The organism is Psychrobium sp. 1_MG-2023 (genome assembly GCF_030689115.1).
GTDB lineage: Bacteria > Pseudomonadota > Gammaproteobacteria > Enterobacterales > Psychrobiaceae > Psychrobium.
The window spans coordinates 115613-136834 of record NZ_JAUYVJ010000002.1 but is presented as its reverse complement, the minus strand read 5'-3'; the positions used below and the strand labels follow the sequence as shown (position 1 = coordinate 136834).

At 40.4% G+C, this 21222-nt stretch carries 20 protein-coding genes; 9 read left to right on the top strand and 11 right to left on the bottom strand.

The window, feature by feature from the left end:
• Window positions 1-18 precede the first annotated feature (18 nt).
• Genes Q8W26_RS01680 through fliS form a run of 11 tightly spaced genes read right to left on the bottom strand, consistent with a single transcriptional unit; the run spans window position 19 to window position 10349 of the window.
• Window positions 19-1332, bottom strand: a complete 1314-nt coding sequence (locus Q8W26_RS01680) for an N-acetyl sugar amidotransferase (RefSeq protein ID WP_101213030.1) — start codon at window positions 1330-1332, stop codon at window positions 19-21.
• A 13-nt stretch (window positions 1333-1345) separates the two neighbouring features.
• A complete protein-coding gene (locus tag Q8W26_RS01675; protein ID WP_305472021.1) occupies window positions 1346-2512 on the bottom strand; it encodes an N-acetyl sugar amidotransferase in 1167 nt (388 codons plus the stop codon).
• A 36-nt stretch (window positions 2513-2548) separates the two neighbouring features.
• Window positions 2549-3253, bottom strand: coding sequence for a cytidylyltransferase domain-containing protein (locus Q8W26_RS01670; RefSeq protein WP_101213031.1), 705 nt, complete (start codon window positions 3251-3253; stop codon window positions 2549-2551).
• Window positions 3243-4307 (bottom strand): nucleotidyltransferase family protein, encoded by a 1065-nt coding sequence (locus tag Q8W26_RS01665; RefSeq protein ID WP_101213032.1) that lies wholly within the window; start codon window positions 4305-4307, stop codon window positions 3243-3245. The genes Q8W26_RS01670 and Q8W26_RS01665 overlap by 11 nt, the downstream gene beginning before the upstream one ends.
• Before the next feature lie 4 nt (window positions 4308-4311).
• On the bottom strand, window positions 4312-4953 hold the full coding sequence (locus tag Q8W26_RS01660) for an acetyltransferase (RefSeq protein WP_101213033.1): 642 nt from the start codon (window positions 4951-4953) through the stop codon (window positions 4312-4314).
• Window positions 4946-6025: an N-acetylneuraminate synthase gene (neuB, locus tag Q8W26_RS01655; protein WP_101213034.1), complete on the bottom strand. Its 1080-nt coding sequence runs from the start codon at window positions 6023-6025 to the stop codon at window positions 4946-4948. The genes Q8W26_RS01660 and neuB overlap by 8 nt, the downstream gene beginning before the upstream one ends.
• A gap of 10 nt (window positions 6026-6035) precedes the next feature.
• Window positions 6036-7193, bottom strand: coding sequence for a UDP-N-acetylglucosamine 2-epimerase (gene neuC / locus Q8W26_RS01650; protein ID WP_101213035.1), 1158 nt, complete (start codon window positions 7191-7193; stop codon window positions 6036-6038).
• A gap of 31 nt (window positions 7194-7224) precedes the next feature.
• On the bottom strand, window positions 7225-8364 hold the full coding sequence (locus Q8W26_RS01645; protein ID WP_101213036.1) for a LegC family aminotransferase: 1140 nt from the start codon (window positions 8362-8364) through the stop codon (window positions 7225-7227).
• Window positions 8364-9554, bottom strand: coding sequence for a UDP-N-acetylglucosamine 4,6-dehydratase (locus tag Q8W26_RS01640; protein WP_101213037.1), 1191 nt, complete (start codon window positions 9552-9554; stop codon window positions 8364-8366). The genes Q8W26_RS01645 and Q8W26_RS01640 overlap by 1 nt, the downstream gene beginning before the upstream one ends.
• Before the next feature lie 28 nt (window positions 9555-9582).
• Window positions 9583-9903, bottom strand: coding sequence for a hypothetical protein (locus Q8W26_RS01635; RefSeq protein WP_101213038.1), 321 nt, complete (start codon window positions 9901-9903; stop codon window positions 9583-9585).
• Window positions 9904-9944: 41 nt separating this feature from the next.
• Complete coding sequence (fliS, locus tag Q8W26_RS01630; protein ID WP_101213039.1) at window positions 9945-10349, bottom strand: flagellar export chaperone FliS; 405 nt, start codon at window positions 10347-10349, stop codon at window positions 9945-9947.
• Window positions 10350-10714: 365 nt separating this feature from the next.
• On the opposite strand from fliS, the gene Q8W26_RS01625 reads away from it, so the two are divergent.
• The 9 genes from Q8W26_RS01625 (at window position 10715) to fliJ (ending at window position 21094) form a co-directional block, all read left to right on the top strand.
• Window positions 10715-12157 carry a sigma-54 dependent transcriptional regulator gene (locus Q8W26_RS01625; RefSeq protein ID WP_101213040.1) on the top strand — a complete coding sequence of 481 codons (1443 nt, stop codon included), beginning with the start codon at window positions 10715-10717 and terminating at the stop codon, window positions 12155-12157.
• A 334-nt stretch (window positions 12158-12491) separates the two neighbouring features.
• Window positions 12492-13550, top strand: a complete 1059-nt coding sequence (locus Q8W26_RS01620) for a PAS domain-containing sensor histidine kinase (RefSeq protein ID WP_101213041.1) — start codon at window positions 12492-12494, stop codon at window positions 13548-13550.
• A gap of 3 nt (window positions 13551-13553) precedes the next feature.
• Entirely contained in the window at window positions 13554-14906 is a 1353-nt protein-coding gene (locus Q8W26_RS01615; RefSeq protein ID WP_101213042.1) for a sigma-54 dependent transcriptional regulator, read from the top strand.
• 147 nt (window positions 14907-15053) lie between these two features.
• The gene (fliE, locus tag Q8W26_RS01610) at window positions 15054-15383 is read left to right on the top strand and encodes a flagellar hook-basal body complex protein FliE (RefSeq protein WP_101213043.1); all 330 of its coding nucleotides are present in this window, start codon (window positions 15054-15056) and stop codon (window positions 15381-15383) included.
• A 166-nt stretch (window positions 15384-15549) separates the two neighbouring features.
• On the top strand, window positions 15550-17289 hold the full coding sequence (gene fliF / locus Q8W26_RS01605) for a flagellar basal-body MS-ring/collar protein FliF (protein WP_101213044.1): 1740 nt from the start codon (window positions 15550-15552) through the stop codon (window positions 17287-17289).
• 14 nt (window positions 17290-17303) lie between these two features.
• A complete protein-coding gene (gene fliG / locus Q8W26_RS01600; RefSeq protein WP_101213045.1) occupies window positions 17304-18350 on the top strand; it encodes a flagellar motor switch protein FliG in 1047 nt (348 codons plus the stop codon).
• 41 nt (window positions 18351-18391) lie between these two features.
• Window positions 18392-19306 carry a FliH/SctL family protein gene (locus Q8W26_RS01595; protein ID WP_305472010.1) on the top strand — a complete coding sequence of 305 codons (915 nt, stop codon included), beginning with the start codon at window positions 18392-18394 and terminating at the stop codon, window positions 19304-19306.
• The gene (gene fliI, locus Q8W26_RS01590) at window positions 19293-20642 is read left to right on the top strand and encodes a flagellar protein export ATPase FliI (RefSeq protein WP_101213047.1); all 1350 of its coding nucleotides are present in this window, start codon (window positions 19293-19295) and stop codon (window positions 20640-20642) included. Before Q8W26_RS01595 ends, fliI begins: the two co-directional genes overlap by 14 nt.
• On the top strand, window positions 20642-21094 hold the full coding sequence (gene fliJ / locus Q8W26_RS01585) for a flagellar export protein FliJ (RefSeq protein WP_101213048.1): 453 nt from the start codon (window positions 20642-20644) through the stop codon (window positions 21092-21094). The genes fliI and fliJ overlap by 1 nt, the downstream gene beginning before the upstream one ends.
• The last annotated feature ends 128 nt before the right edge of the window (window positions 21095-21222 follow it).

The window sequence follows — 21222 nt, the reverse complement described above, 5'->3', positions numbered from 1 at the left end:
TCTTTTTCTTTTTATTGTTTATGGTTGCCAAACAGTTTTTCTTAATTGCCATTGACCATCTTTATACTGCCACAAATGTGGGGATCTAAAGTTGTCGGCAAGTGTATCAAAATATATTCGATCCATTACTGGTTGTTCGAACATTTTGCTGGCTGCAGGGAATTCTTTTGGATTAATGGTTAAGTATGAAAATAATTCTCTTTCGAAGCGTCCTGGCCATTCTAAATCAAAACGTTTGACTAATGCACAGCCTTCTTCTCGCGATATCTCGCCAGATCTAATTTCTTGTGCTGCATCTTCTGTTGCCCGGCCACGGCCAAATTTTATGCCGGTAGTGTAATAATGTAGATCGTCAACTTTATCATCGATACTGCTATATTTACTGTAGGTTCCCGCAGAGCGCTCTGGTGATGCTTCAAAATCAGAGTTTTCGACAGCATAATAATACGCCCCTTGCGGGTGCCATTTCCTGTAGTAGCCAAAATAACGAACTGTAGTTTTATTTTGATATAGGCGTTCAGGATCTGCTGGCAAATAAGGCTGAAGTTCTGAAGGATCAATCGCAAAATCTGTTATCAGTTGTTTTGCCGCCACCCCAGAAATAAAGATATCATCGATAGATACGCCTGAAAAGAACTTACTGTCTTGCTGACTCATATCATCATTTTCAACGGGTGAGCCATACTCAGCTTCGTGCTCGCCATAAAAGACTAGTGGTATCCCCATTGCAGCAGCAAGCTTTGGTGCTGCAGATTTTTGACCAAAAATGAATGGTTGAAAAGGATGAAAGAGGTTGTCGATTGCCAGTCTAGTTAAGAGGCGGTGAACCTTACCGTTAGGGGTGATTAAGATATTATCTTGACCAGAATTTATCCAAGCGTCAAAATTCTTTCGCCCCCAATCAGTATATAGGTGTGGTGCCCAAGTGACAGTTAGGGGGTGCATTCCATATTTATATTTGAGCTCATGGGCTACAAGAATACTATCTTTACCGCCTGAACCTGGCACAATGCAGTCGTAACGGCCATCATTGCGGCGATACTTATCGCATAGCTCACGTAACTCCCGTTCGCGTTCTTGCCAATCTATCAGTTGCTCTTTTTGCTCTGCAACACGACAAGCAGAACATACACCTTCATCATCAAATTGGATTGTTTGCTTTTTTGAATCTGCTTTATGTTTATATTCAATGGTTGTACTAGGTCGTTGGTTTGACTCTACGCATCGTGTACAAAACTTTATTTCTTCAGGTAGGCCATACTTAGCCGGTAGAGGGCGCTTTAAGCCCGCACTAAACGCGGCTAAGTCGACTGCTTTAGGTTGTTTTATCATGGTTTACCTTAGTTTATTTGTACCAAATGGCGTTTTTTAACACCCATTGACCGTTTTCTTTCTTCCAAATGTGTGGTGAGCGCCAGCTATCAATGATTTCATGATACTGCTCTTCACTTACATTTAAATAATCTAGTGTTTCTTTAAAGTGCTTTTTCGGTTGTTCACTATCATATTTCTTGACCAAAGCTATACCTTCTTCGCGGGTAATTTTGTGATCGCGAATCTCATGTGCGGTATCACTTGTTGCACGTCCAATGCCAAACTTTATAAAGGCTAGGTGATAGTGTAACCAGTCGGTTTTATCATCTAAACTAGCATATTTTGAATAGGTGCCTTCTGAACGTTCTGGGTTAATCTCAAAGCCATTATGTTCTGTACAATAATAGAAATTTTCTTGGGGATCCCAAAAATGGTAATATCCCATAAAGTGAATTTCAGTTTTGTTTTCAACTATTTTGTCATATTTAGGGGGTAAATAAGGGTAAATATCTTTATTTTTTATACCGTGCTCTTCCCAAAATTCAGGTGGTTTTCCTGAAAAATAATGAGAGTCATGATCTTCAATATCGCGAGTAGGGCGGTGGGCGTTTTTCATATTACCACCATATTCAACTTCGCCATTTTCACCATACATAATTAGTGAAACGTTGTGTTGTACTGCCATTTTTAGTGGGAAGTTTGTTTGGCCATAAATAAATGGTTGAAAGTTATCCCCCATATGCAGGAATGATAATCGACTTAATTCACGGTGGACCCTACCATTAACAGAACCAAGCACATTATCGAAGCCACCCATACGAATAAAGTTGTCAAGATTCTTCCTTCCAATATCAGTATATAAGCTAGGTGACCAAGTTACAGTTAATGGATTCATTCCGTATTTATATTTGAGCATGTGTGCTACAAAACCACCGTCTTTACCACCACTGACAGGTACAATGACATCGTAAGAGCCGTCGTTTTTACGGTGCTTATCACAAAGCTCTCTCAATTCTTGTTCACGAAGGTTCCAGTCGATTTTATTTCTCTTGTATTTGGCAAAATTACAAGCGCTACATACCCCATTCTGGTCAAAAGTAATTCGGGGACGTTGATTTGATATTGTACATTCTTTACAGAAAACGATTTTTTCTGGAAGGTTATATAAAGCGCGTAAATCGTGTTGTTTAATTGTCATTTAAAAACCTTGATTAAGTTTTAATATAATTCATTATTAATTGTGTTCTTTTCTTGCCTGCATTAGAAATTGGGCAAATTCGAAGTCATGTTTAGTGTCAATATCAACTGATGCTGAGCATGGCATTTTAAAAGCAAAAACTTTGCCAGGAGGGTGAAAAGTTCGATATTTTAATAATGTTTTTACTCTAATGATATAAATAGCGCCATTTAAGCGGTAATGTGATGCTAATTGCTGACTTTGCTTAGTTGCATCAGTTGTTGAGTTAAAAAATTGACTCATTGAATCGTTATCTCCCAACACACCTGTCCATTGGGGAGGGTGCTCTACTGGGCAGACAGAGACTATCGCATCCGCTTCTCTTTCAATTGCTTTTTTTAATGCTTGGTCAATATGTTCTGCTGTTCTCAGAGGTGATGTTGGTTGTAGTAAAATGAGCCACTCAGGTGAATATTCTTTACATTGTTCTATCGCATGTATTGCTACGTCAACACTTGAAGCGGTGTCATGGCTTAAATATTCAGGCCTAATAAATGGAACCTTTATCCCTGATTGCCTTGCTAGATTGGCGATTAAATGACAATCCGTACTAACAATAACAGAGTCTAGGTAAGCTGCTGATTTAGCTGCTTCGATAGTCCATTCAATCAAAGGTCGTCCATTTAAGGGTAAAGTGTTTTTTTTTGGAAGACGCTTGCTACCTGCTCTTGCAGGAATAACAGCAAGCACATTAGGTTTCATTATTTAACTCCAATGTTTGAATGTCTATTTGTGCTTTTGAATAATCTGGTAACTGGCCAATATCGAGCCAATATTCATGGATTGGAAATTTTAAAACGCGTTTGTTTTGTCCTATTAACTTTTTAAATAAGGAAGGTATATCCATAGGAGTATTTGGTTTTAAACTATGTAAGATACTTGGGTTAATGACGTAAATTCCGGCATTAATAAAGAACCGATGAATTGGTTTTTCTATAATAGTTGTTATTTCGGTACCTTCACCTTCTACAACACCAAAAGGAACTTGATAGTCATAATCTCTCACGCACATAGTTGCTTCTGACTGTTGTTCCTCATGGAATTCAAGAAGTTTATTAAAGTCTATTTTTGTTAATATATCACCGTTAATTAAGATTAACGGACGTTGGATTTTTTCCTTCGGAAGCATTCCTAATGCACCAGCGGTTCCTAAGGGGGAGTTTTCATGAATATATTGGATGTTAATATTCCACTTTTCTCCACTATTAAAATAGCCTTTTATTTTTTCTGGTAAGAAGTGAGTTGAGATATAAAAATTGTTAAATCCCGCTTTAATGAACCCAAGAATAATATTTTCAAGCATGGGTCTGTCCCCCACTTTTAACATAGGTTTGGGACAGTTTGCGGTTAACTTCTCTAAACGGGTGCCAAAACCTCCTGCCATTATTAGGACGGGGTTATCATGTTTCGGCCTATTTAAGTTCTCATGTAATGTCTCAAGCCCAACTACTTTACCGTTTGTTACAAGAGGAATTGAAAAAATTGAATGTTCTTGCATTAATTCAAATAATTGAATTTTTGGAGTTTTAATGTCAGCAGTTAGAGGGTTAGAATTCATGATTTCAGTTACAGGGTCCGTTAGGGCTACTCCAGCTAATATCCCTCGGCGAATATCGCCATCATAAACGACTCCTAGAATGAGTTTTTCATCATTGACCACAATAGCAATTCGAAGCGCTTGAGTGTCAATCACCCGAAGCGCTTCTTTGATTGTAATGGACGGTGGAATTAGCACACTTTCCCAAACTGATGACATCGTTTTACTCTCTTTTTTTAAGGTGATTTTTAGCTGAATAGACGATTGTATTCTTTTCTACATGTTGAGTAATTGTAGTACCAGCACCTATTATAGAACCTTCCCCTATGGACAATTGCTCAATGATATTTGCCCCGGTACCTACGTGGACGAAGTCGGCTGTAGTAACACCTCCACAAAGAGTCGCGGATGGAGCACAGTGATTATGCCGACCTATTTGGCAGTCATGTTCAATTATTGTCCCTGTATTTATAATGCAATTGGCTGCTATGGTTGTGTCTGCATTAATGACTGCCCGTGATAAAATCTGGACGCCTTCGCCGAGTTTTACAGATGGGGATATTAAAGCGCTTTCACAAACTATGCTAGCAAATTCATAACCATGCTGCTTAAACATATCAAATAATTTGCTGCGTAATAATTGATATGGCATTGAGCCAATAGCGTTAACTAATTGAATTTCATCTGTCGAATATTTTAGTATTTCTTTATCTCTTCTTAGCCAAGATAGTTGAGTAAACATTGTGTTATATGTTGCTTGTTCCGGCGCTGCATAAGCTATTACCTTTCGCCCTTGCCGAGATAAAATATCCATTAGAACTTTTGCGTGACCACCGGCACCGATTATTACCAGTGGTTTACTCATGAAGTAAGTCCCCGGGTTGATAATTTTGTTTAGCGTTTGTTCCTAAGTATTGCCAATACAGACTCGGACAAATACCGGTGCTTGGTCGAAGAGTTGTCAGGTTTTCTTCTGTTAGCTCTTCCCCTTTTCTTACAGACACTTTTAATGCCAAACTCTTTCGTGCAATTATCTTAGTTTCTTGTTCACCTATAGAGGGCTGTTTAATCGCTTGTCCTAGACTGTGTTCAACTTGCCTTACTCCTGAAATCATTTGTTTTAATTCTTGTGGTGACAAAGAGGCTTTATGATCTGGCCCTGGCAGTGTTTTATCAAGCGTAAAGTGTTTTTCGATTATCGTTGCCCCTTTCGCTACGGCGGCTAGTGAAACGTAAATACCTTGAGTGTGGTCAGAGTACCCTAGCTTTGAGGTGAATTTTTGTCGCATTAGATCTAATGCATTTAAATTGACATGCTCAATTGGGGTAGGGTATTCGCTAGTGCAATGGAGAATCGTAACTTTATCTTTTAATAATTTCTGACCTTGTGGGGATAAATAGGCTTGATTGAAGCACATCTGGCTCTTTGGTTTTTGGCCCTTATTCAATAAGCCAAATGCTAAAGTGCTTAACGCTTGTTCTATCTCTGATAACGTTGCCATACCAGTGGATAATATGACATCTAATCCTGTTTGTGCATGAGCTAATATAAAAGGCAAGTTAGTTATTTCACCTGATGGTATTTTTAATCTGTCGACTTTTAGCTGATGAACAAGAAAATTTAAACTGGTTAAGTCAAAGGCTGTTGAAAGAAAATCAATGCCTACATCTTGAGCATATTCTTTTAACTTAAAGTGTAAGGAGTGAGAAAGCTCTAATGCTTTTAACATTTCAAATTGTGTTTGTTCTGGTTGATTGCTATCAATTTGATAAGTTGCTTTCTTAGCTTCGTGTGATGCAATATCTTCAGCTTTGAAAGTTTGAAATTTTACAGCGTCTGCTCCAGCATCAACTGCTTTATCTATCAGTTGATAGGCAAGGGCTTCGTCACCATTATGGTTTACTCCAGCTTCAGCAATTATGTATACCTTTGTCATGATACTTGCTCTACTCCTTTTGATCGTAGAATGCTTTTTGGGGCGAGAAGTTGAACTCTTTTAGTGCGTCTATGATCTTTTGACTGGTATCGCCTTGCCCATATGGATTCGTTGTTCTGGATATTTTACTCTTAAAGCTTGGTGAAAGAACTTGGGTAATGGCGTTAACTATAGAATCTTTATCGGCCTTACAGTGTAAAACAGAAGAGCTGGCTAAACGACTTTTTTGGCGGCTACCTATATTGACTGTGGGAGTCTCTAAAGATGGAACTTCTATTATTCCGCTTGAGGAGTTACCTATAACGGCAGAGGCATGCTTTGCTGCAGAGAAGTACCGTTTTTGACCTAAAGACTTTATGAGGAAAACTCGCTCTTCATTTGCATTTTTATACTGTTCTAGCAATTTGATAATTTTTAACCCCCCGCTATCGGCATTAGGGTAAGTCAAAATTACTTGGTATTGACTAAATTGTTCTAATGCTTCTAATAATGCTTTAGTTGTTGTTTGAGGGCACTCATTTGCTAGAGTTACTGCGTGGTAGGTAACCAATAAAAAAGGTTTATTTAATGGAAAACTAATCGATTCGATTAACTTTTCTTTATCCATTACTTTCTCTCTATGCAGGTGTTCTAGGCTCAGTGCGCCAACGCAATGCACTCTTTGAGGGGCTTCTCCTAACTGAATTACACGTCGAGCATACTCTTGGTTTGCTGTAAAATGGAGGGTACTCATTTTGGTAATAGCATGGCGAATATTATCATCCAAGGCTCCTTCAGTTAATTCCCCCCCGTGGAGATGAGCAATAGGTATTTTCATTAACATTGCACTTTGAGCTATTGCTAATGCTTCATACCTATCACCTAAAATGATGATGAGATTTGGCGATAGCCTCGTTAGTGATTGTGAAAAACCGACTAAGGCGACTCCCATGCTTTTTACTATTGATGCTGTGTCATCTGTTGCTGATATCATCTCCACTGTTTCATCAATATGAAAACCGTCATTGATGATTTCGTTAATAGTTGAACCATGTTGTTGGGATAGGTGTGTGCCCGAGACAAGTAACTGTAGGTTACAAAAATCAGATTTTTTAAGGTCTTTTAATAACCAATATAAAATACCGTATTCAGCTCGGGTGCCAGTGAAAACTGTTATATTTCTTTTCATAATTTAGTAGGTGTTTAAATTGGTATGTATTTTATTTTACCGAGCTCGGTAAATTAACCAAGCATTGTTCGAGCCAAAGTGAGTTTTTAAGGTTATCACGTAGCGCTGATTTATACATCGGCAACTTATGCATCAGTTGCCAAACGGGCCTAGTCATGATGTTGGCCCCGTTCGTTTGTTGCAACAGACTATCTCTCACTTTTTTATTTGGACAAATTATGGCGTTTAACCAGTAATTGGAGTGTGCGTAGTCAGGCTCGGCGACAAACTGGAAGTCACTATCGCTAAAAAAGTTTTGGTATTGTTCTGCTATTCGCCTTTTGCTTGCGAGTATAGTCGGGAGCTGTTCAAGTTGGGCACAGCCTAACGCGGCATTTAAGTTTGGCATGCGATAATTGAAACCTAACTCATCATGAAAGAATTCATAAGGGTGAGGTGTTTTCGCTGTTGTAGTAATATGCTTCCCTCGATGGCCGGTCTCTGAGCTTTTAGTCAACAACATGCCGCCTCCGCCTGTGGTAATAACTTTATTCCCATTAAAGCTTAAAGCAGCAAAGTCTCCGAGTGTGCCAGTATGTTTGCCTTTATAAAATGAGCCTAAACTTTCAGCAGCATCTTCAATTAAAGTTAAATTCCACTGTGTGCAAACTTGGGTGAGTTCGTCGAGTAATGCGGGGTGACCAAAGGAATGCATTGGTACAATAGCTTTTATTTTTTGTTTGGTCTTAGAGTGTATGCATTGACCTTTACCGTCAATGAAGGCGTTGTCAGTCAGGTAAGTCTCTAATGCTTCAGGACATAGGCTAAGACTGGTTTTGGAAACATCAATAAATAGAGGTTGCGCCCCCAATTGAGCAATACAATTACACGTGGCTACAAAGGTGAGTGCTTGAGTGATAACTAGGTCATTTGTAGTAACACCAGCAAGGTAGAGCGCAGTATGAAGGGCAGCGCTGCCACTGTTTGTGGCTACGGCGCAATTAGCTTGGGTATATTGGCTTATTTTATCTTCAAATTGTGAGACGTACCGACCCACACTCGACACGAATGTACTCTCAATAGTTTCAGCGACATATTTTTGTTCATTACCATTAAAGATTGGGGCATGCAGTGGTATAGGCTGATTTGTCTGATAAAGCCCTTGAATAAAGCTAATGATTTTATCGTTCACTACATTTTCCCGTCTAAGTATTTGCCTAGCTCATGGTGTTCAAAATCCGGCAATAGCTGCTTGAATAAGTCGACAATCTGTTGCTTGTTCCAATGACCTTGGCTGAGTAATTTTTCAATACCTTGCGTGAAACTCTCTAACTTTTCAGATCGTTTTTGCTGATCCTGTTTAATTATGCCGACCCCAGTGAATCGTGTCATGTCTAATAGTTCTGATTCAGTATAAAACTCTTCAAAATCTTTTTCACCAGTAGTGTCGCTAGGAGTGAATAAGCACGGCCACTCACCTCGCTTGATTAATGGTGTTACTAGTTCTCTTGCTTCATCTTCTGTGTGGCATAAGTGAGGGTTGAAACCTTGTGCAAGTACATATTGCTTTGCAATATGAGAAAACGTTTGTAAATGAAGGTCGGGGGTTAATTTAGGAAAAAATATTTCTCGGTTGTTACCTAGTATACAGGAGAGCAAACAAAGCTGTCCTGATTCCTGCTGTGTAACAAAGTACCGCTTGACGTCATCTGGTGCGACTATTGGTTGTCGCTTTTGCATTCGTTGATTAAAGCTATGTAACAGGGAACCATCTGAAAACGCTACGTTAGCAAAACGTGCCGTTGATATGTTGATTGAGCTGCTCGCTCTATTTAGAAATTGCTCCATAATCGACTTAGAGGCCCCCATCATATTGACAGGGTTTGCTGCTTTATCTGTTGACACGCAAAAGTACTTTTTAACTCCCGCATTAATAGATTGATTGAGGGTCTTTTCGGTATTTAAAATATTGACCTTAACCATACGCATTAGGGTGTAGGGATCTTTTTCACTTCGAACATGCTTAAGCGCTGAAAGGTTTAAAACATAGTCATATTGACCGTCACTGTTAATAAAAGCGTCATACTCTGCTGAGCCAATATCTAAGGTTAGTGCTTTGAACTCGCCATCGATGTAGCCTATTGTACTGCGTAGATCTCTAACTAATTCTGTTAAGTTATTTTCGCTAAGATCAACCGCATGCAATTTCTTTGGTTGGCGTTTAAAAATCTCTTTAACTACGGCCTGACCAATGGTCCCAGCTGCGCCAAGAACTAAAAAGCGAGAAGATGAAACCCCCGACAGTAAAGTTTGTTCAATGGTGTCTAGATCTTGGTCAAATAATGATGAGCTACGGCCAATTAACGCTAAGGTTGAGTCCATAAGTGATTCCGATGTCTTTTGAAGTTGCCTATTTTAAATAAGCACTCGCCGCTTTGGTATTCTTTTTTTGCTTAATAACTTGTTGTGCCATTTGAGCTTTGGTCGATTGAGAAGTTTGTTGTAGCTGTTGGTCAATGTCGGCTATTTTTTGTAATCGTTCTTGATTTGGTGCTAACTCTTCATGACTGTATTCATTGAAGAGTGTTTTTATCGCTTTATCTCTTGCGTTAGATAGAATTGTTAGCTGTTCTAGAGTGTCGTTAGTAGCTTCATTGCTCGCTACGGTTTCTATCACAGCAAGGAGTTGCTGTGATAGTTCAATGATTACGTCTAGTGATCTTTGTATCATATGAGGTCACCGATACTTATTATCATAAATCAACTTAAAGGTTACTCACTAAAGTCGACTTTGTTCTGTTCTTCAGTTGGGATCTGTTCCCATGCTGAACGTAGTGGCAATAGTAATTGAATCGCTTCATCTAATTCCGCATCACTGTTGTTAGCATTGGCTTTAAATAAAAGTTGAATCACATACTCATAAAGCGAAGCAAGGTTGTTTGAGATATCTCCCCCTTGATCGAAATCAAGAGAACCGTCTAAAACACCGATGAGGGTGATGGCTTTGTTGAGTAATTCGTTGCGTTTTTCAATATCATTTTGTGCGATGGCACCTTTTGCAGCAGCAATATTGCCAAGGACTTGTTTGAATATCTCCAAGACTAATTGATACGGACTCTCTTCAGCTTTCGTATTTACACTGGCTTGGCGATACTTTTTTATTGATAATCGAGTCATACTTAATCCTACGTATTATATTTAAATCAATGACTTTCATTGATTCTTAATTAGCGTTTACTGTCGATAGTAACTGACTGTTTAGAGTATTTATTTTAAGTTACTAATAATGTTATCGACGGTAATTTAAATAGCTTTAGTGTTAACTATACCTTTTTAAAGGCAAGTAATATGCCATATATTAAATATAGTTTAATAAAATTATTAATCGACATCAAAAAGTCAATAAATTGACTGTTGCTAATTTTTTGTATTGCCAGTTAGAATAACCTATATAAATAAAACTAGTAAATGACTTTGTTTTATTAAGTTATTTTTAATATTTAATGTGTTTAAGTCATTATATGAAAAGGTAGTTGTTTAAGATGCAAGTTTCTGACTCTATTCTAATTTGTAGCGATAATGCTCAACGATTAGAAAAATTGGTCACAATTTTAGAATTTATTGGTGAATCTGTTGAACAAGTAACGCAACTTCGTGAGGTTACTGAACGCATCAAACAGCAGGGTAACTTTCGTAGTGTGATCTATGATGGTGAATTAGTCGACCTCAGCGCTGACTTTTTTGCTCAACATGCCACTCAGGCAATGTTGATTGTCGGTGATTGCGACAAAGCCTTTATTGAACAAATACCGAACTTGATCGGTTGTATTGATTTTCCTTTTAGCTATGCTCAGCTCACTCAAGAGCTTCATAACTGTCAAGACTTTTGCAATAAGCGACCTGGCAGCACTGTTAATGCAGGATCTTCATCGATGTTGTTTCGCAGTTTAGTGGGTCGCAGTGAAAATATTCAAGATGTACGTGTTTTAATTGAACAAGTCGCAACAACTGATGCTAATGTTCTGGTACTTGGTGAGTCCGGTACAGGTAAAGAAGTTGTTGCTCGTAATGTTCACTATTATTCTAAACGTCGGGAAGGGCCGTTTATTCCAGTAAACTGTGGTGCTATCCCGCCAGAGCTTTTAGAAAGTGAATTGTTCGGTCATGAGAAGGGGGCTTTCACTGGTGCATTTACAGCCCGAAAAGGGCGCTTTGAACTTGCGCAGGGTGGTACTTTATTTCTTGATGAAATTGGAGATATGCCCCAACCGATGCAAGTTAAATTATTACGTGTCTTGCAAGAGCGAACATTTGAACGAGTTGGTGGCAATAAGACCTTAAATTGTGATGTTCGTATTGTTGCTGCAACTCATCAACATCTTGAAACGCGTATTAAAGAAGGTAAGTTCCGCGAGGATTTATTCTATCGCTTGAATGTATTCCCGATTGATATGCCTGCACTGCGTGAACGTAAAGGTGATATTCCCCTGTTACTTCAAGAATTAGTCACACGCATGGAGACAGCCTACAATACATCAATTCGTTTCACTCAGCGCTGTATGGAATCATTGATGATGCATGATTGGTTAGGTAACGTGCGTGAGTTGAGTAACTTAGTTGAGCGTTTAGTCATTCTTTACCCGAATAACTTGATTGATGTTAACGATTTACCGGCTAAATATCGCCATTTAGATGTTCCTGAGTTTCAACCTGACTATCCTGAAGAGCAACAAGAGCAAGATGCCTTTGCTGCAATTTTCAGCGGTGAAGAAGAAATTGAAATCCCTGAAAAGACGCTTCTTACTGAGCTTCCTGCGGAAGGTGTTAACCTCAAAGAGATGTTATCTGAGCTGGAGATTGATTTAATTGGCCAAGCGTTAGAGCAACAAGATTATGTTGTCTCGCGTGCGGCTGAAGTACTTGGCATGCGCAGAACAACCCTTGTTGAGAAAATGCGTAAATACGGTATGTCTAAAGACGGTTAATAGACCAGAGTGTCGCCCTGAATTTTACAGAGTCAGGGTGACAATAGCTTGCCATTTAAGCATTGCTATCGCTAAGTTCTCCCATTTATAAAGAGGCACTGCATATAGGTCCTCAATTAAAGTATTTTAAGCAACCTGTGTCGCTTCTTTCAAATCACAGTTCCTGCAGTCTCTTAGACGAAACCTCTCGTTGATATCAATTATATTGGAAATAACAGCAAAGTACATCAAATTACCCTTCCTAACTGATTGATATATAATTAAAATAAAGTTGGCACATTAACTGCATTTCTCGTTGTATTAGTTTTTAAGACAAATATTTGACGAGGCTGTTATGGCACTAAACTCACCAAACAATCAACACATCGGCGCACAAGTGTCACAAAATCGTTTGGCACATTTAGTCGATATTCTACCATCAGGGGTAATTATTCTAGATGGCAATGGTCTGGTTTCAGAAGCAAATAAGATGGCGGTGAGCTTTCTCGGTCAAGAAGTGATTGGTCAGCGCTGGTTCAATGTGATTAATGAGGCGTTTCAGCCGCGTGCCGATGATGGTCATGAGGTGTCATTAAAAGATGGTCGCCGACTTAAAATTGCGATTTCGTCATTAGAGCCAGAAGACGGTCAATTGATTTTGCTCACTGATTTAACTGAAACACGTCAAATGCAAAATAACATGGCACACATGCAGCGTTTATCAGCGTTAGGGAAAATGGTTGCGTCACTTGCACATCAAGTAAGAACACCGCTTTCAGCAGCGATGCTTTATGCCGCAAACCTGAAAAACAAAGCGATGCCCGATCATGCTAAAACTCATTTTCACGACAAGCTTTTAGCACGATTGAAAGATTTAGAGCAGCAAGTAAACGATATGTTGATGTTTGCTCGTAGCGATAATGGTCAAATAGCCACAGAACTATCTTTGCAAGAACTATTAACGGAAGTTGATGCCTCTAGCGAAGCGATGATGCAACAACATAAAGCTAAGATGATGGTGACATTACCCGATCCAGATTTATTGATATTAGGTAACCGCACGGCACTCAGTGGTGCTGTTACTAACCTAATACATAATGCGATTCAAGCTAAGCCTCAAGGCTTGTTGCTGCATTTGATCGCCAGACGCTTTGGTGACAATGAAGTTGAAATTTCACTTATTGATAATGGACCAGGGGTCTCGTTAGCCCAACAACAAAAAATATTCGAACCGTTTTTTACCACAAAAAGTCAGGGAACGGGATTAGGGCTAGCAGTAGTTCAGTCTGTAGCTAAGTCTCACAATGGCAAATTAAACTTAGTATCTAAGCAGGGGCAAGGTTCGTGTTTTTCATTAATACTTCCACTTCAGCGTGAAGCCGCTGTAGTGATTAAACATGCGATGGGGAGTTAACTCATGACAAGTAATAAAATTTTAGTCGTAGAAGATGACGCAGGCTTAAGAGAAGCCTTAGTTGATACACTAATGTTAGGTGGCTATGAGTGTGTCGAATGTGAAAGTGGTGAAGAAGCGTTATTAACCTTAAAAACAACCAAGGTTGCTTTAGTTGTTTCGGATGTTCAAATGGGTGGTATGTCAGGGCTATCTCTGCTTCGCAGTATCAAAGCAAAGTGGCCAGATTTACCGATGCTATTAATGACAGCTTATGCCAACATTGATGATGCTGTGAGTGCGATGCGTGAGGGTGCTGCAGATTATATGGCGAAGCCGTTTGCACCAGAAGTCTTATTAAATTTAGTCAGCCGCTACATGCCAGTGCCAGAACTCGATGTTAATGATCCTGTTGTTGGCGATGAGAAATCGATTAAATTATTAGAGCTGGCTAAGAAAGTTGCGCAAAGCGATGCATCGGTGATGATCAATGGACCCTCTGGATCAGGTAAGGAAGTGTTAAGTCAGTATATTCATAATCAATCAAGACGAAGTGATAAGCCGTTCGTAGCGATAAATTGTGCAGCAATTCCTGAAAACATGCTTGAGTCTACCTTATTTGGTTATGAAAAAGGGGCATTTACTGGGGCTCTACAAGCCTGTCCTGGCAAATTTGAGCAGGCTCAAGGAGGAACAATTTTACTCGATGAAATCACAGAGATGGATATCAGCCTGCAAGCGAAGTTGCTTCGTGTATTACAAGAGAAAGAAGTTGAGCGTTTAGGTTCACGCAAAACCATTAAACTCGATGTTCGAGTGCTGGCAACATCAAACCGTGACTTACGCCAAGCAGTGAATGATAAAGAGTTTCGCGAGGATTTATATTACCGGCTTAACGTATTTCCATTAACGTGGCCGCAGCTATCGCAACGTAGTGGGGATATTCTACCACTGGCAGAACATTTATTAGCCAAGCATTATAGCGGCCTGGGCCAGCCTCCCGCTTTTTCTACAGATGCTAAATTGATGCTACAACGTCATCAGTGGCCTGGAAATGTTCGAGAGTTGGATAATGTTATACAACGTTCATTGATTTTATGCAGTGAGGAAGAGATCACAACCGATGACCTTATTCTTGAGTCGTTTTCAATGGAGCCTGTCCAAGAGGTGCAGTCAGTACAGATTAATGAAGCAAGTGTCAGCGAACCGTTATTGGGCAATGAATTAAAGCAACAAGAGAATCAGATCATAATTGATACGCTTGCTGCATGTAACGGATCACGTAAAGCTGTAGCAGAAAAGCTGGGTATCAGTCCTCGTACCTTAAGGTATAAATTGGCGAAAATACGTGATATGGGTATTCCTTTACCCGCGTAGTTAAAATTTTAAAAATCTATTTACTTGAAATATAAGCCAAACATTAATTTTGTTTGGCTTTTTGGGTTGAGTTTCATTTTGTGGATCATTTCTTGCTTTTATTGATTATACGCATGAAAAAGTCAAAAAAACGTCGAGGACAACATTATGAATATTAACGCTGGTTCAATGTATAACGATATGCAAAGCATGATCTCTAAAGCTCAAATGAATACTCCGGGCATAGAAAGTGCTAAACCTGCTGCTGCGCAATCAGCCGATTTTTCATCGATGTTAAAAGCCGCTGTTGATAATGTGAATGATCTGCAAAAAGCCTCAAAAGAGATGCAAATTGCCGTAGAAATGGGCGATCGTTCAGTGAGCATTTCAGATGCGATGATCGCATCACAAAAATCAAGCGTTGCATTTTCTGCAGCCGTTGAAGTCCGTAATAAGTTCGTTGAAGCGTATAAAGAAATCATGAGTATGCCTGTTTAATACAGTGTTCTGTATTTTCATCATATTTTTATGTAAACAAACTGAGAATATGAGAATATAGGCTGTACGTCGTATTTTGATTATGATGATAGTGTAATATTGATGGTGTAGGTGCTTATTTTGCGTAATAAGTAGCACCCTAAGATGAAAATAAAGGTTAGTAATAGTGGCTGAAGCGAGTAACTCAACAGACATGACGGTGAATGAAGACCCTCACCCAATAACGTCAGCGGGATCTAATGATATAGAAGAAACCAAGACCGGTGTACTCGCGGGGTTAGGTGACGGTGATACTTTACGTCAAGTTATCATGATTCTGGCGCTTGCTATCTGTTTAGGTATTGCCGTCATGGTACTTTTTTGGGCACAAGAACCTGAGTATCGACCATTAGGAAAAATGGATACTGAAGAGTTTACAACAACTCTTGACTTCCTTGACCAAAATAAACTTGAATACAAAATCGACGGCACTACCATTATGATTGCCGAAGAGAATTATCAACAAGTCCGTCTTGCTTTAACGCGTGCAGGTATGGCTAATGCACCTGCAAACGGTGATGATATCTTGATGCAAGATATGGGTTTCGGTGTCAGTCAGCGCTTAGAGCGCGAACGACTGAAGCACAGCCGTGAGCGCCAACTATCTTCAGCTATCGCCGAATTAAAAAATGTTGCGAGAGCGAAAGTCTTATTAGCGATTCCTAAAGAGAATGTGTTTTCTCGTCGTGATAAAAAAGCTAGCGCAACTGTGGTTGTTACTTTAAATCGAGGTCGCCAACTCGGCCAAGAAGAAGTGGATGCAATTGTTGATATTGTCGCTTCAGGGGTTGATGGTTTAGAACCCGGTCGAGTATCCGTTGCTGACCAAAACGGTCGTTCATTAAAATCAGGCAATGAAGACCCATCAAGCGTGCGTAATCGTAAAGAGTTTGAACAGCAGCGAAAACAAGAAACGGAATACTTAGAAAAAATTGACTCTATTTTGATCCCTGTTGTGGGCATTGGTAATTACACTGCTCAAGTCGATGTTGCAATGGACTTTACTGCCGTTGAAGAGACTCAACAGCGCTACAACCCAGACCTTCCAGCTATCCGCAGTGAACGGACAATGGAAAATAAAAACATCGGTGATCTCGTCGGTGGCGTCGCTGGCGCATTATCAAATCAGCCTCCGTTAGAGTCAGATATCCCCCAAGAAGTTGATAAGCAAAAAGTAGGTGATATTACGACGACGAAAAATGGACGTTTCCAGAAAGAAGCAACCAGAAACTATGAGCTAGATACCACTATTAGCCATATACGTCAGCAAGTAGGTATCATTAAAAAACTCAGTGTTTCTGTTGCGCTAGATTACACAACAACACCAGCGGCAGAAGGCGGAGAGCCTATTACAGCACCGCGAACACAAGCAGAGCTGTCTAATATCACGCGCCTTTTGCAAGGTAGTATTGGTTATAACCAAGCCCGAGGTGATATTTTAGAAGTTGTGACAATTCCATTCCATAAGGAATCTGTTGAAGAACTTGCCGACTTGCCTATATGGGAGCAACCGTGGTTCTTGCGTGTTGTGAAAATGGTGTTAGGTGCATTGGTCATTATTGTGATTATCTTCGGATTAGTGAAACCAATGCTGAACCGCCTCATCTACCCAGAGGTTGAGGAAGAGGATCTTGATGTCGCTGAAGGTGATTTAGCTGACTTTGATGACCAGTTTGCTGCTGATACCGTTGATATGCTTGCTGCGGCGGACAGTGACTATACTTATGCTGACGATGGTTCAATTCAAATACCAGATTTACGTAAAGATGATGATTTGTTACGCGCGGTTCGAGCGCTGGTCTCAAATGAACCTGATTTATCAATTCAGGTAGTTAAGAACTGGCTATATAAAGACAATCAAGGTTAAGAACGGTTTATCTCATGGCTGAAGAAGTTGCAACACAAGAAGAAAAAAAAGAAGAGTTTGATGTTACTACCTTAACAGGGTTAGAGCGTACGGCTTTATTATTGTTAAGTCTTAAAGAGGAAGATGCCGCGAGCATCCTTAAATCGCTTGAACCAAAAGAAGTACAGTATGTTGGTCAAGCGATGGCTCGTTTTGATGACTTTACTCCGGCGAAAGTTCAGGCTGTGCTGCGCTGCTTTCTCGATGATATTCAAGAGCTATCTTCTATTGGTCTTAATTCTGAAGACTTTATCCGTAAAGCTTTAATTGAAGCTTTAGGTGAAGATAAAGCCTCTAATATCATTGACCAGATTATTTTAGGTGGTAGTGCTAAAGGTCTAGAATCGCTCAAATGGATGGACGCGCGTCAAGTTGCCAATATCATCGTGAGTGAGCACCCGCAGATTCAGACCATCGTATTGTCATATTTAGACCCTGAGCAATCTGCTGAAATTTTATCGCAATTCCCTGAGAAAATTCGTTTAGACTTAATGATGCGTATTGCAAACCTTGAAGAAGTTCAACCTGCGGCATTGCAAGAGTTAAACGATATTATGGAAAAACAATTTGCAGGACAAGCGGGTGCACAAGCGGCGAAAATGGGTGGTTTAAAATCTGCTGCTAATATCATGAACTACCTTGATAACAATGTTGAAGGTCAGTTAATGGACTCTATCCGTGATACGGATGAGGAGATGGCGCAAAAACTTCAAGACTTGATGTTCGTCTTTGAGAATTTAATCGACGTTGATGATCGTGGTGTCCAAGCAATTTTACGTGATGTACAAACGGACGATCTGATGAAAGCGCTTAAAGGTGCTGATGAAGCACTTAAAGATAAGTTTCTTAACAATATGTCCAAACGCGCTGCTGAAATGTTGGTGGATGATCTTGAAGCTATGGGGCCAATTCGTGTTAGTGAAGTCGAAGTGGCACAAAAAGAAATTCTTGCTGTGGCAACTCGCTTGGCCGACTCAGGTGAAATCATGCTTGGCGGCGGCGGTGGTGACGAGTTCTTATAATTCGTTAGCGGCATAGGTAAAGGTTAAAAATGGCGAATGAAATGTATAAACCCTCTACTGAAGAGTTAGAACTGCTAAAACGATGGTACGCACCAGATGTTACAGAAAAAGTTGCCGAAGACCGCACTAATGCACTAGGAATGAATGTCGCGGAATTAAGCCAAAAAAAAGCGGTGGTGGAAGAGGAAGTCGTTACTGAAGATGTGCAGGCTCCGAGTGCATTATCAGCACAAGAACTTGAAGAAATTACACAGCAAGCTCAGCAACAAGGATTTGAGCAAGGGCTAGAGAAGGGGATTGCACAAGGTATCGTTCAAGGTCATGAAGAAGGGTACAAGCAAGGTGTGGAACAAGGCGTTGAGGAAGGACGCGAGCAAGGGCTTGCCACAATTCAACCTGAATTGGAACACAAACTCGCATTGATTGATAGTTTACTCGAACGCTTACAAACTCCTCTTGCCAAACAGGAGCAAGAGATTGAACAATCATTGCTGCATTTGGCGATGGTTTTGGCAAAGAAAGTTATTCATACTGAAGTTAAACAACACCATGAGCCGATTGTGCAAGCGGTAAGTGAAGCCCTTGTCTTATTAAAAGACTCTTCGCCATTAACATTGCGTTTAAACCCTCAGGATACAGAGTACCTCAAACAAGTGTGGACTGAGGATGAGATAAGTCAGCGTCATATTACTCTACAGCTTGATCCATCATTATCAGATGGGGACTGTGTTATTGAATCACCAAGTAGCTCTGTATCATCAGTTTTGACAGAACGGATTGAGCATGTTTTTGAAGATTTTAAGTCTCAAGAGCGCCCAAACACCCAATATACTGATAGCCAAGTTTATTCAAATGAAGAGCAAACCTTGGCCGACTCATCCCACCATGACCAAACAATAGAGCAAGCTCAAGCCCCTGAAGGAAGCCCTAGGGAAGGTGGTAATGAGCATGGCTAATCTGCCTCGTGTGCCCAATTGGTCCAAGCTGCTAACAGATTACAGTGAAAGCGTTAATCAGTTTCAACCTGTTATGTCTGGAAAATTAAGGCGCGTTGTTGGTTTAACGATGGAAGCCGTTGGTTGTCGTGCCCCCGTAGGAAGCCTCTGTCGTGTTGAAACGTTAAGTGGTTACATAACTGCTGAAGTGGTAGGCTTTAGCGGTGAAGTGTTGTATTTAATGCCTAGTGAGGAATTACAAGGTGTTCTGCCTGGAGCGAAGGTTGAGCCTTTATTAGGTCAAAAGGGCTTACCGGTTGGCCTAGATTTATTGGGGCGTGTGATTGATGGTGTTGGTAAGCCGCTCGACGGTTTAGGGCCTATTAAAGCGAAACAACATATGTCTGGCAAAGCAGAGCCAATAAATCCATTAGCCAGAAGGCCGATTTCCCAGCCATTAGATGTGGGGATACGGGCGATTAATACGCTAATCACAGTCGGAAAAGGCCAGCGGATGGGCTTGTTTGCTGGCTCAGGTGTGGGTAAAAGTGTATTACTTGGCATGATGACCCGTGGCACGAGCGCCGATGTTATTGTGGTTGGGCTTGTCGGGGAGCGTGGTCGTGAGGTTAAAGAGTTTATAGAAGAAATATTGGGTGAAGAGGGTCGTAAACGATCGGTTGTAGTGGCCGCACCCGCAGATACCTCACCGCTAATGCGCTTAAAAGCCTGTGAAACAGCTGTATCAATTGCCGAGTTTTTTCGAGATCAAGGAATGGAAGTGTTATTGCTAATGGACTCGTTAACTCGATTTGCTCAGGCGCAGCGTGAAATTGCATTGGCTATTGGTGAGCCTCCTGCAACAAAAGGCTATCCCCCGTCAGTATTTGCAAAGCTTCCTCAGCTGGTGGAGCGTGCTGGTAATGGTAGTGACACTCAAGGTTCAATTACTGCATTCTATACGGTGTTAACTGAGGGCGATGATCTACAAGACCCTATTGCTGATGCTTCCCGAGCAATTTTAGATGGGCATATTGTGTTATCCCGCAAGCTCGCTGAGTCGGGTCATTACCCTGCCATTGACGTAGAAGCATCGATTTCTCGTGTAATGCCGATGGTTGTGAGTGATCAGCATGTTCAGTATGCTCGACTCGTGAAGCAAAATTATTCGCTGTACCAGCAGAATAAAGACCTCATTTCTATTGGTGCTTATATCCAAGGCGCAGATCCTAAAGTGGATAAATCAATTCAATTCTATCCAGTGATTGAAGCGTTTTGTCAGCAGACGATGAAAGAAAGCCATCCGTATGATGAGTCACTCACGGCATTGTCACAACTTGGTGACGCGTTACAATAATGGCTGATATCAAGCAACTACTCATCGTCAAAGAAATGGCGTCTAAGAAAGAGCAAGAGCAGTTGCGAATGTTAACGGCGGCTCAGCAGCAATTAAATCAACTAAAGCAGCAAATGGATTCATTGATTCAATATAAAAAAGACTATTTAAGGCAGATGAAGCCCGATCCAACTGTTCCTGTCAGTGCTGATAAGTTAATTTTGTTGCAGGGCTTTTTAGCTAAAATAGATCAATCAATGAACCAGCAGCGTGATGTGATTGCTAGAGCGTCGATTGCGGTTGACTCAAGGCGACAGGATTGGAGTAAAGCCAAACAATACGTCGACTCAATTGAGTTTTTAATTAACAAGCAACAACAACAACACGCTGAAAAAGAAGAGAAACAACAGCAAAAGCTCTCCGATGAGTTTGCGATGATGTCCTATTACCGTAAAAATAACCCCTCCTCATAGTTTATTCAAAGCCCTCAAGCCATAATAGGGGCGCGATAACGCTATTTATTAGTCCCTATTTCGTTGTGCTCAGTGAACAAAAAAATAAAGTCCCAACTTGTTATATTTAGGTACGCTTATTGCATTTT